The organism is Sideroxyarcus sp. TK5, assembly GCF_054601595.1.
This window is the reverse complement of record NZ_BAAHSJ010000003.1, coordinates 59087-71095: the sequence shown is the minus strand read 5'-3', so window position 1 is coordinate 71095 and position 12009 is coordinate 59087. Positions and strand designations below refer to the sequence as shown.

At 60.0% G+C, this 12009-nt stretch carries 10 protein-coding genes and 1 riboswitch; of the genes, 2 read left to right on the top strand and 8 right to left on the bottom strand.

Going from position 1 to position 12009, the window contains the following annotated elements; genetic code table 11:
- Positions 1-2: 2 nt before the first annotated feature.
- The 6 genes from atzF to ACYPYQ_RS06150 all read right to left on the bottom strand — a co-directional run bounded on the left by atzF (position 3) and on the right by ACYPYQ_RS06150 (position 8555).
- Complete coding sequence (gene atzF, locus ACYPYQ_RS06175) at positions 3-1766, bottom strand: allophanate hydrolase (protein WP_459721391.1); 1764 nt, start codon at positions 1764-1766, stop codon at positions 3-5.
- A gap of 7 nt (positions 1767-1773) precedes the next feature.
- Positions 1774-5394, bottom strand: a complete 3621-nt coding sequence (gene uca, locus ACYPYQ_RS06170) for an urea carboxylase (RefSeq protein ID WP_459721388.1) — start codon at positions 5392-5394, stop codon at positions 1774-1776.
- Positions 5395-5462: 68 nt separating this feature from the next.
- A complete protein-coding gene (locus tag ACYPYQ_RS06165) occupies positions 5463-6122 on the bottom strand; it encodes an urea amidolyase associated protein UAAP2 (RefSeq protein WP_459721384.1) in 660 nt (219 codons plus the stop codon).
- Positions 6123-6136: 14 nt separating this feature from the next.
- Entirely contained in the window at positions 6137-6865 is a 729-nt protein-coding gene (locus tag ACYPYQ_RS06160; RefSeq protein ID WP_459721380.1) for an urea amidolyase associated protein UAAP1, read from the bottom strand.
- Between the two features lie 11 nt (positions 6866-6876).
- Positions 6877-7728, bottom strand: a complete 852-nt coding sequence (locus ACYPYQ_RS06155; RefSeq protein WP_459721377.1) for an ABC transporter ATP-binding protein — start codon at positions 7726-7728, stop codon at positions 6877-6879.
- Positions 7729-7736: 8 nt separating this feature from the next.
- Positions 7737-8555 carry an ABC transporter permease gene (locus ACYPYQ_RS06150; protein ID WP_459721373.1) on the bottom strand — a complete coding sequence of 273 codons (819 nt, stop codon included), beginning with the start codon at positions 8553-8555 and terminating at the stop codon, positions 7737-7739.
- A 56-nt stretch (positions 8556-8611) separates the two neighbouring features.
- A riboswitch (guanidine-I (ykkC/yxkD leader) is annotated at positions 8612-8724 on the bottom strand.
- A gap of 258 nt (positions 8725-8982) precedes the next feature.
- Between ACYPYQ_RS06150 and ACYPYQ_RS06145 the strand changes: the two genes are divergently transcribed.
- Complete coding sequence (locus ACYPYQ_RS06145) at positions 8983-9171, top strand: type II toxin-antitoxin system HicA family toxin (RefSeq protein ID WP_459721370.1); 189 nt, start codon at positions 8983-8985, stop codon at positions 9169-9171.
- Positions 9172-9174: 3 nt separating this feature from the next.
- Complete coding sequence (locus ACYPYQ_RS06140; RefSeq protein ID WP_459721367.1) at positions 9175-9387, top strand: type II toxin-antitoxin system HicB family antitoxin; 213 nt, start codon at positions 9175-9177, stop codon at positions 9385-9387.
- A 426-nt stretch (positions 9388-9813) separates the two neighbouring features.
- Here ACYPYQ_RS06140 and ACYPYQ_RS06135 read toward each other — a convergent pair whose 3' ends face one another.
- A complete protein-coding gene (locus ACYPYQ_RS06135; protein ID WP_459721364.1) occupies positions 9814-10125 on the bottom strand; it encodes a helix-turn-helix domain-containing protein in 312 nt (103 codons plus the stop codon).
- A gap of 886 nt (positions 10126-11011) precedes the next feature.
- Positions 11012-11989 (bottom strand): serine/threonine protein kinase, encoded by a 978-nt coding sequence (locus tag ACYPYQ_RS06130; RefSeq protein ID WP_459721362.1) that lies wholly within the window; start codon positions 11987-11989, stop codon positions 11012-11014.
- Positions 11990-12009 lie beyond the last annotated feature (20 nt).

The following is a 12009-nucleotide window of genomic DNA, read 5'->3' as shown; positions in this document are numbered from 1 at the left end:
GCTCAGGCCCCGCGCTGTGCCAGATACGCGCGCCAGCCGCCGAAGCGCGTGATGTCTTCGGCATCCGCTACCGCGTACTGCTCGCACACGAAACCCGCTACCGATGTCCCGTCCGCCAGCTTCAGCGTGCCGATGCCCAGCGGAGCAGGGATGCCCGCCACGAAAGAACCGAACTCGCGCGCCGCCATCTCCCACACTTCCACTTCGATGGCATCGCCGCCCTGTGCCACGCGCACCATGCCGGGCCGATGCGGCGGGCCGCCGGGCAGGGCGTACAGTTTGTAATCCGGGCTGCTGTGCGTGCGTGCGACCAGATGCGCGCCGCGGCTGGTGAGCTGGTGATTGAGCGGCAGGCCTTCCAGATGCGCGCCGCACACCGCGACACGCACCCGACCGCCCTGCGCCTGTGGCATCGGCAGATCTGAATCTGCGTTGCGGTTCAGACGTTCCGCCAGATGCAGCAGCGGCACATCCTGGTGCGCCGGTGCTACCAGCGTGATGCCGAACGGCAGGCCGTTGCCTTGGAAGCCGGCAGGCACCGCGACCGCGGCGCAATCCAGCAGGTTCATGAAGTTGGTGTAGTAGCCCAGATTCGCATTCAGCCTGATCGGATCGGCTTCCATCTCGGCGATGCGGTAGATGGTGCCGGCGGTCGGCGTCACCAGGCAGTCGATGTTGTCCCACGTCGATGCAGTTTCTGCGCGCAAGGCTTCCAGCTTGTAGATGGCCTCGAACGTGTCGGCAGCAGAGAACTTCTTCGCCCCCGCGATGATTTCGCGCACCACGGGATTGATCGCAGCGGAATGTGCATCGAAGAATTCGCGGATGGCGGCATAGCGTTCCGCCACCCAGGGACCTTCGTATAGCAGACGCGCCGATTCGAGGAAGGGCAGGAAATCGATCTCCACTTTCTGTCCGCCGATGGTTTCCAGTTCCTCGCAGCTTCTCTGGAACAGCGCCACCGCGTCCTGATTGCCAAAGAACTGCAACTGGTCTGCGCGCGGTACGCCGAAGCGGAAACGCTCGGCACGGCCGAAATCGAAACCGTGCGTGAGCGCCTGCCGTGAATAAGGCTCTTCTTGATCGTATGCAGTGGCGACCGACAACACCGTGGCGGCGTCAGCCGTATCCAGCGCGAAGATGGACACGCAATCCAGCGAGCGGCAGGCCGGCACCACACCGCGCGTGGAGAGCCAGCCGCGCGTGGGCTTCACGCCGACCAGATTGTTGAATGCGGCCGGTACGCGACCCGACCCAGCAGTATCCGTTCCCAGACTGAAACTCACTTGGCCCAGCGCGACCGCCACCGCCGAGCCGGAACTGGAGCCGCCCGAGATGTAATCCGGGTCATAGGCGTTGCGGCATGCGCCATAGGGTGAGCGCGTACCGTTCAGGCCGGTGGCGAACTGGTCTAGATTGGTCTTGCCGACGGGGATCGCGCCCACCTCGATGAGCAGACGCACCACCGTGGCATGCCGTTGCGGATGGTAGGCATACTCGGCGCAACCGGCCGTGGTCGGCGCGCCCGCCAGATCGATGTTGTCCTTGATCGCGAACGGGATGCCGTACAGCGGCAGTGCTGCGGGGTCCTTGTCCTCCAAAGCGGACACATACTTTTCCATCTCTTCCAGCGACAGGCGATGTATCCACACATGGTGCGGATCGTCGCCTATGCGCGCAACGATGTCCTGCATCACCTGGCGCGGATGGGTCTCGCCCGCCAGATAGCGGCGGCGCAGGGCAGCGATGCTCAGGTCGGGTCTCATCGCGTCCTCATTCCTCGCCCTGGATCACCAGCAGGTCTTGTCCGGCGGCGACCTGGCCGCCGATGCGGCAGTTCATCTGGATGACTTCGCCGTCGCACGGCGCGACCACGGCGATCTCCATCTTCATCGACTCGATCACCACCAGTGTGTCGCCCGCTTTCACCTTGCTGCCGACCCCGGCCGGGATCGCCCACACGTTGCCCGCCACATGCGCGGCGACCGCACGGCTGCCGGGCGGCAAATCGAGTTCGCTGTCCGCACCGGCTTCCGCCACGCTACTGTCGCTGGCGTATTCGGCCTGGCCGTTGGCTTTCCACATCTCGCGCTCGGCGGCGAAAGCGGCGCGCTGCGTGTCGCGGAACGCGCTGATCTCGCGGTCGTTATCCTGCAGATACCGGTTGTAGTCCTTCAGGCTGAAGGTGCTCTCTTCGACCTTGAGCTGGAAGCGACCGGCAACGAAGTCCTCGCGCATCTTCAGCAGTTCCTGTTCTGATACCGGATAGAAGCGGATCTGGTCGAAGAAGCGCAGCAGCCAAGGCTTGCCTTCCTTGAAGTCGGCCGTCTGCTTGTAGCGGTTCCACATCTGCACGGTGCGGCCAACGAATTGGTAGCCGCCGGGGCCTTCCATGCCGTACACGCACATGTAGGCGCCGCCGATGCCGACCGCGTTCTCCGGCGTCCAGGTGCGCGCCGGGTTGTATTTGGTGGTGACCAGCCTATGGCGCGGATCGAGCGGTGTGGCCACCGGCGCACCAAGATAGACGTCGCCCAGACCCATCACCAGATAGCTGGCCTCGAACACGATGTTCTTCACCGTCTCGATATCGGCGATGCCGTTGATGCGGCGGATGAACTCGATGTTGCTCGGACACCATGGCGCATCCTTGCGCACCGACTGCATGTATTTCTCGATCGCCAGCTTGGTGGAAGGATCGTCCCAGGACAGCGGCAGATGCACGATGCGGGTCGGCACCTGCATGTCGGCTATGGGCGGCAGTTTCTTTTCGGCCTTGATCAGCATCTGCACCAGCGCGTCGCGCGCCAGCACGCGGCTGTCGAAATGGATCTGCAGGGAACGGATGCCCGGCGTCAGGTCGAGGATGCCGGGCAGCTTGCCTTTCGCCACCGCAGACTGCACCCACTCCATCAGGGCGTGTACGCGGAAGCGCAGGTTGAGATCGAGCACCAGCGGGCCGTATTCGATCAGCAGGTTGCGGTCGCCGGACTGGCGATACACCACCTGCACCTGTTCGCCTTTGGCCGGGATGGTGTGCACGATGGGGCTGCCCATCTTCTTGTCGGCCGGGTAATCGTCCATCTGTTGCGGCAGACACAGTTGCGCGATGGCCGCGTCCTGCAAGCGCTCCAGATGGTTGGCCTGTTCCAGCGACATGAAGCGAAAGCGCACGGTATCGCCCGGGCGCAGCTGGCCCATCTTCCACAGTTCGGCCTGTACGATGGTGACCGGGCACACGAAGCCGCCCAGGCTGGGGCCGTCCGGGCCGAGGATGACCGGCATGTCGCCGGTGAAATCCACCGCACCGATGGCATAGGCATTGTCGTGGATGTTGGACGGATGCAGTCCGGCTTCTCCGCCGTCCTGCCGCGCCCATTCCGGTTTGGGGCCGATCAGGCGCACGCCGGTGCGGCTGGAGTTGTAGTGCACTTCCCAGTCGGTGGCGAAGAAGGTTTCGATGTCGGCAGGCGTAAAGAAGTCCGGCGCACCGTGCGGGCCGTACAGCACGCCGATCTCCCATTGCTTGCTGTAACTCGGCAACAGATCGGACGGCAATGCACGCGACACATACGCTGCAGACGCCTCACCCAGATGCAGCACATCGCCGGTGCGCAAGGTGCGCCCGCCATGCCCGCCGAACTGACCCAGCGTGAAGGTGGATTTGCTGCCCAGATAGTCGGGCACGTCGAAACCGCCCGCGACCGCCAGATAGCTGCGGCAGCCGCCACCTTCGACTGCACCCATGCGCAGCACGCTGCCCGCTTTCACCACATGGCTGCGCCAGAACTTCAGCGGCTTACCATCCAGTTCGGCTTTCATCGCCGCGCCGGCCAGCGCGATGACCGTGTCCTGGTTGAACTTCAGCGTCGGCCCCGACACGGTCAGTTCCAGTCCCGCGGCTTCTGCGGCATTGCCCACCAGCTGGTTGCTGAGGCGGAACGCCAAGGCATCCATCGGCCCGGAAGGCGGGACGCCGATGTTCCAGTAACCGAGGCGGCCGGGATAGTCCTGGATGCTGCTCTGTACGCCGGGTTCCAGCACGTCGATGGTGCACGGCTGGTAGTGGAAACCATTCAGGTAACGCGTAGTCTGGCGACCTTCGCTGAACACCGCGTCGGCCACGATCTGGCGCAGGTAGTCCAGATTGGTCTCGATACCATCCACGCGCGTCTCGGCCAGCACCTCGCGCATCTTCTCCAGCGCGGATTCGCGGTTCATGCCTTTGACGATGATCTTGGCGATCATCGGGTCGTAGTAGGGCGGCACTTCGCTGCCGCGTTCCACCCAGGTCTCGTTGCGCGCTGCGGCGGAGAATTCCACACCGCTCAATACGCCACTGGACGGCTGGAAATTCTTGTTCGGATCTTCCGCATACAAGCGCACCTGTATCGACGAACCCTTGGGTTTGATCTCGATGTTCTCCAGCGCAGGCAATTCGCCTGCCGCCTGCAACACCATCCACTCCACCAGGTCGACGCCGGTCACTTCCTCGGTCACGCCGTGTTCGACCTGCAAACGCGTATTCACTTCGAGGAAGTAGAACTCACCACTCAAGGCATCGAACACGAACTCCACCGTGCCTGCCGACTGGTAACCCACAGCCTTGCCCAAACGCACGGCGGTATCCAGCAGATGCTTTCTGACTTCTGGGGTGATGTTGGGTGCGGGTGTCTCTTCGATCACCTTCTGGTTGCGGCGCTGCACCGAGCAGTCGCGTTCGCCCAGTGCGATCACGCCGCCCTTGCCGTCGCCGAACAACTGCACCTCGATGTGGCGCGCATGCTCGACGTATTTCTCCAGATAGATGCCGGCATCCTTGAAGTTGGCGCGCGCCAGACGTTCCACCGACTGGAACGCCTCGCTCAGTTCGTCAGCGCTCCAGCACAGACGCATGCCGATACCGCCGCCGCCCGCCGTGCTCTTGAGCATCACCGGATAACCGATACGCGAGGCTTCGGCATGCGCATGGCCGACATCGTTCAGCAGTCCGCTGCCCGGCAGCAAAGGCACGCCGTTCTGTTCGGCAATCTCACGTGCCGTGTGCTTGAGGCCGAAGCGGCGCATCTGCTCGGGCGTCGGGCCGATGAAGACCACGCCTGCCTCAGCGCATTGCTCGGCGAAGCCCGCGTTCTCGGACAGGAAACCGTAACCGGGGTGGATGGCCTGTGCGCCGGTGCTGCGCGCGACTTCGAGGATGTGCTCGCCGCGCAAATAACTGTCGGCAGCGGCAGCGCTGCCGATGCACACGGCTTCGTCCGCCATCTGCACATGCAGCGAACGCGCATCGGCTTCGGAGTACACCGCGACCGAGCGCACCCCCATCTTGTTCAGGGTGCGGATGATGCGGCAGGCGATTGCGCCGCGATTGGCTATCAAGACTTTATCGAACATGGTTCTTCACCTGTGTCGCAGGTCGTCCTGCGTGTTGGTCATGCACCCGGCCGTCCGGATGCGCGGTTTTATTGGGCATCCCAGATCAGCAACCGCACCGGCGTCGGGTTGTAGGCATTGCACGGGTTGTTCAGTTGCGGGCAGTTGGAGATCAGCACGAACACATCCATCTCGGCGCGCATCTCGACATACTTGCCGGGTGCGGAGATGCCGTCGGCAAAGGTCAGCTCGCCCTCGGGCGTTACCGGTACGTTCATGAAGAAGTTCACGTTGGCGGTGAGGTCGCGCTTGTCCATATGACTTTTTCCCGGGCCGCAATCGCAATGACCGAGTGCGTGCAGGAAACTGTCGCGGCAGCTGTGCATGTATTTCTTGTCGATGGCGTAACGCACGGAGTTGCTCTCGGCGGCACAGGCACCGCCCAGCGTGTCGTGCCGACCGCAGGTGTCCGCGACGATGGTCATCAGCACATTGCCTTCGGTGGACATCAATTTCGTACCGGCAGTGAGGTAGATGTTGCCCTGTTCGCGGATGGTATCGACCGCGCTGTAGCGCTCTTCCTGATCGTGCGCGCTGTAGAACAGGGTATCCACAGCCTGATTTCCTTCCAGGTCGAGGATGCGGAACACCTGTCCGCGCTTCACTTCATGCAGCCAGGATTCGCCGGCGGGCAACACCAGCTCATAGCTGGCTTGTTGCGGGTTCAGTTTGCTTTCAACGATGCTCATGTTCTCTCCTGCGCTCAACGGAACAGCAGTTCGGTGTTGTAGAAGCCGCGTACGTTCTCGGGACGGAAGTTTCGGCAGTGGTCGCTTTCATCGGGTGTGCCGCAGCGCCATGCTTGCAACAACACCGGCTTGGGTGCGTATTCCGAATTCGGGTCGAGCGGATGCTGGGTCGCACTCAGCACCACCAGCACGTCCATCTCGAAACGCAACTCGACGTAGCCGCCTGCTGGGGAGTGGTTAGCTGCGTAGTGCATGCCGCCGGCATCGTCGGCGCTCACCTTGCTGAAGAAGTTCACGTTGGGCACGATGTCGCGCTTGCCCAGTCCCCATTTGCCCAGTTCGATCAGCATGCTGTCGCATGCATTGCGGTGCATGGCGTTGCGCGCCTGCTGATAATCTGCCTTGCCGTATTTCTGCTCCACCAGCGCGGCGTTGCTCATGCCGCTGATGGTGTCGTGCCAGCCGACGCTGTCGCCGATGACCGAGGCCAGCACGCGCCCCATGTCGGAATACAGCACGAAGCCGGTGGTGAGATGCGCGGTGTGCTGCGCCTTCAGGGTGTCCGGCATGTTGTAGCGCTCCAGTTTCTCTTCCTGGTTGTAGAACAGCGCGCTCAGGTTGGCGCCGCCTTCCACATCGGTGAGGCGCAAGGCGGTGCCGCGCTTCATCACGAAGGACCAGTGCGCACCGCCGGGAAGCGTCTCTTCCCACAGCAGATTGGTTTTGGATAATGGCTCGGTCATCTCGTCGTTCCTCATTGCATGTCGTTCTGTTGTGCGGCCTGCTGCGTCATGCGTTCCAGCAGTTCGTAATCGGTGTGCATGCCGGCGGTCTCGCGGATGCGGGTCAGGATGGCTTTCTTCTGCTGCAGGAAACCGGAGTCCAGCTTCATGTCCTGATCGCGCTGCTCGGGCAGGTCGACCTGATAGATGCTGTCGACACGTCCCGGACGCGGTGCCATCACCACCACGCGCTGCCCCAGATAGATGGCCTCTTCCACGTCGTGGGTGACGAACACGATGGTGGTCTTCTCCAGTTTGGAGACATGCAGGATCATGTCGTGCATCACTTCGCGCGTCTGCGCGTCGAGTGCGCCGAACGGCTCGTCCATCAGCAGGATCTGCGGACGCGGCAACAGGGCGCGCGCGATGGCGACGCGCTGCTGCATGCCGCCGGAGAGCTGGTTGGGATAGGCTTCGCGCACATGGTTCAGACCCATCAGGTTGATCAGGGCATCGGCACGACCCGAGGCGGCTTCGACATCCGACGAGGTCAGGTCTTCACGCCCGGCACGCAACTGTCGGCTGAACTTGATGTTCTCCGTCACCGTCAGCCACGGGTACAGGCTGTAGTGCTGGAACACCATGGCGCGGTCCACGCCGGGGCCGTTGATGTCCACGCCATCCACCTTGATGCTGCCGGAAGACAGGCTCTCCAATCCGCCGATGCAGCGCAGCAGCGTGGACTTGCCGCAGCCCGATGCGCCGACGAAGGTGACGAACTCGTTGCTGCCGATCTCCAGATTCACCTCCTGCAGGGCAACGATGGCCTTCTCGCCGCTGCCGAAGGTCTTGTGTGCTGCCTGTATGCTGATCTTGGTCGTCATCATTCGCCTTATTTCTTGTACATCCAGGGGAAGTTCCTGCGATGCAGCCAACGGAACAACTGATCGATGGTCAGACCGATGAGGCCGATCAGGATGATCCCGGCGAAGATCTTGTCGGTCTGCATGAAGCGTTGCGCGCGCAGGATGGAATAGCCGAGGCCGGAATTTGCGGCGACCAGTTCGGCCACCACCAGATAGGTCCACGCCCAGCCCATGGTCACGCGCAAGGTGTCGAGCAGGGCGGGCTTGGCCGACGGCACGATCACCAGCGACACGATCTCGCCACGGCTAGCACCCATGGTCTGTGCGGCCTCGATCTGGGTGATGGGCACGCGGCGCACATCCTCGGCCACCATCAGCACCATCTGGAAGAAGGTGCCGATGAAAATGATGGCGATCTTGGAACTCTCGTCGATACCGACCCACAGCATCACCAGCGGGATGAAGGCGACGGCGGGCATGTAGCGAATGAAATCGGTGAGCGGTTCCAGCATGGCTTGCACCGGGCGGTAGGTGCCGATCATCAAGCCGATGGGGATGGCCAGCACGGCGGACAGGGCAAAACCGGCCATGACGCGATAGGTGCTGATCCAGATGTCGTGCGACAGCTCGTCTTCCATGAACCAGGTGTAAGCACGGGACACCACTTCCATCGGCCCCGGCATGAACACCTTGTCCATCCAGCCGCTGACGGAAAGGCCCCACCACGCAGCCAGCGGAACCAGCATGCCGAACAGCGCGAACAGCAGATAAGTGCGGCGGCTCAACTCCCCGCGTATCACCCAGAGACTGTCCCACCTGGCGAGAATCTTGTTACGTGACGACATCACACACTCCTGAAAATAACAAAGCCCGGGAGGGTGCAGACCGAAACGCGGTCACATCCTCCCGGGCTTTTATCCCTCCGTGGAGTCTTGCCTTCGACAAGACCGAGCACTCTCGGACCAGACATCACCATTACAGAACACGGTGACCGGAACCCTAGTGCTCACAAGTGACTGATCGACGTGATCAGCACCCTCGCTAGCTATACAGCAGGATGTGTGCCAACTGCTTCATTCTTGTAGATACAGAGGGTTACGGCAGTGCGGGATTGGGGTTCGCCTGATAGCAGTGCATGGGGAGGGGCGGCGCACCAGAAGTGGGCGTGGCATGTTCCATATGTGGGAGGGCTGTCGGAGATTGCGCTGAGGGAGAAGAGCGGCTGGCTAGGTACTTGGAGCCGCCCCATAAACAATCTGCTATTCTTGCCGCATGAAAGTAAGCGAAATCCTGATGATGCTTAAAGGGGATGGCTGGTATCTCGCAGCAACGCGCGGCAGCCATCGGCAGTTCAAGCATCCCGTCAAGACTGGCCGCGTCACGGTACCCGGAAAACCAAGCGACGATTTGGCACCTGGCACGTTGAATAGCATACTTAAGCAAGCTCAGTTAAAGGACTAACCCATGCGCTACGCAATCGTTCTCGAAAAAGGCACAAACAATTATTCGGCCTACGTCCCAGACTTGCCCGGATGCGTTGCCACAGGCTTCACCGTCGAAGAAACCGAACGTGAGATTCGTGAAGCGATCGAGTTCCACATCGAGGGACTTATCGAAGATGGTTTGCCCATCCCGCAACCGGCAAGCATCGTCGAGTACCTCGAAATCGCTGCTTGATTCCATACTCTAGCGTAGTTGAGCATCAGCTCCGCATCTCAACAATTATTGAGGGCACCGCGAGGTGCCCTTTTTTCATCTGAGAATATAGTCAAAGTCAAAACTGTCGGGGGTTGCCCGACAGCAAGTCACTTTTCTTGTCTTGCCAAGAAAAGTAACCAAAAGAAGTCGCCCCCGGTTTGCCGCCCCTTCGGGGTTCCCTGCGTTGCTCGAACGGCCGGGCCTCCTCATAAACTCGCACGATCCGCTACGCGGCCACCTGCTCAAACATATTCGTCGGACTACCCCCGTCCGTCCTGCGCTACTCGGCGGCGCACAGGGGATGGAAAAGCGAAGGTCAAAATCACATGGTGGGCAGCAAGCTGCCCACCATAGTCATAGCAATTCGACTCCGATACGGTGTGGCTCAATATATTTGAAAGACATCTACTTACTGGTTCGCTTTTTTGCAGCTATAGCCACTTGCGTGATTCTTTCGACGATGCTGACTCTTTGCTGAAGGTGTGATGATGGTAGGAGTAGCTTGATAGCCGCAAGCCTGTCTAGTGTGCGCAAAATCACTATCAAATTCACGATGCTGCCATTCCCGCCTAACTCGATACGTTTGTAGGTTCGAAGTGCAATGCCCGTCTTGGCTGCCATATCACTTTGACTAAATTTGCGCTGCAGTCTTGCAGCGCGAATCTGCGATGCAAGGAATTTGCACACCGCGTCGTCTGATATCAGATGCAGATCCATACAATATTTATTAGCACTTTGAATTGATTGGCCAAATATAGCACAAGTGCCAAATTTGGCACTAAGTTGCCTTTTAGGATTTATATTGTGGATAACTTTGCTTTCAGGCCCTATACTTCATCGCAAAGTTAGTTTGAGCAGTAAATTATTGCTTTAACTATAGTGTGTTACATAAATTTTGAGTCAATTAGCGCTCGCGATGGTAGAGTGCCAATAGTGCTCAAATGATGAGCGTGAGAAGTTTCGACATCTACCGGTAAAGGATTGGGTATTGGAGAAGTCTGTAGCTTGACTGAGAAAAACAATGGCCTTAACGCAGCAACGTTAAGGCCATTGAGACAACTGGTTACCCAGTTGTTGTTGGTAGTTCGACCGCCAGCAACGTATTGAAAGCAGTGTCCCTCCCGTTAGAGCGGCGCGGACTTTAACACTGAACTCTTGATGCGTCTATACACCTAAAGTGTCGATAAACTCGATATGAAAGGGGTAATCATGGGACCGAAAATCGTCCGTGTTACGTCTTATCCTCGGTATAGATTTGGCAAATGGGAGCACGTATGCACTCATTTGCGCAGTCTGCCTAGATAAGTAGGTGAAGAATAAACCGGGGGAGACCCCGGTTTATTCATTTGTAAGATGCCGTTGCTGTAACTTCCCCTGTGCGCCGCCGAGTAGCACAGGCTGGTCAGGGGATGTCGGCGAGGACTGTCTGAGCGCGTAGCGCGAGTTCCGCAGCCGCCTGACCAGGCGAGCAACGCAGGGTACCCACGAAGTGGGCGGCAAACCGGGGGCGACTTCTTTTGGTTACTTTTCTTGGCAAGACAAGAAAAGTAACTTGCTGTCGGGCAACCCCCGACGGTTTTGAAGTTAAAAAATACAAAGCGCCCTACCCGCCCCCATAAGTATCCGGCACCGTACTCCTAGAAAACCCGCTCCTGGAAAACACACTACGCGAGAACTCTCTTGATTGGGACATGTAGTTCGACAGCTCGGCCTGCGTGTTCATACTGAAGCCGCGGTACAAGTCCATGTCGTAGTCGCTGACTTCGATCAGTTGGATCGCCTTGGCCAGATCGGCGATGAACTCGTCCCAGTTCGAATAGCGGTTCGCCGGATCTTTCTGCATGGCGCGTTCGACCACATCAGTGAGCACTTTTGGCAGTGCTTTGCGGTAGGTGTCGATAGGGATGATGGGGAAGTTCAGGATCGCGATGCGGGCGTCGAACTGGTTGTCCGCTTCGAAGGTGTAGTGGCCGGTAAGCAGGCGATACAGCACTGCACCCAGCGAGTAGATGTCCGAGCGCTGGTCGAGCGCTTCGCCCTCGATCTGTTCCGGTGACATATAGGCCAGACTGCCGGCAACCACTGCACCCATCTCGCTGACCGGGATGGCGCAGCCGAAGTCGGCCAGTTTGGCGACACCGTTGGGCATGAGGATGATGTTGCCGGGTTTGACGTCGCGGTGCACCACGCCCATTTCGGCGGCGTATTTCAGCGCTTCGGCCACTTGCGCGGTGACGGAGAGCACCTTGTCCAGCGGCAACAGGTTCTCGACCTTGTCGTGCCGGTCCAGCGGTTTGCCGTTGATGTATTCCATCACGAGGTAGGCACCGGTCGGCTCGTTCAGGTCGGCGTCTATGACGCGCACGATGTTGCGGTGCTGCATCTTGTGGCCGAGTTCGACCTCGGCGGTGAACATGGCTTTGTGCAGCGGAGTTTGGCTGGCACGGCGCAACTGCTTGAGCGCGACCGAGGCATAGGAGCCGTCGCGCAGCGCGAGATAGACATTGGAGGTGGCGCCTTCGCCCAGTTCGCGCACGATGGAGTAGGGTCCGATGCGGAGGATGGGCGGGGTCACTGACATGCGTTCGCGATAAGCATCGA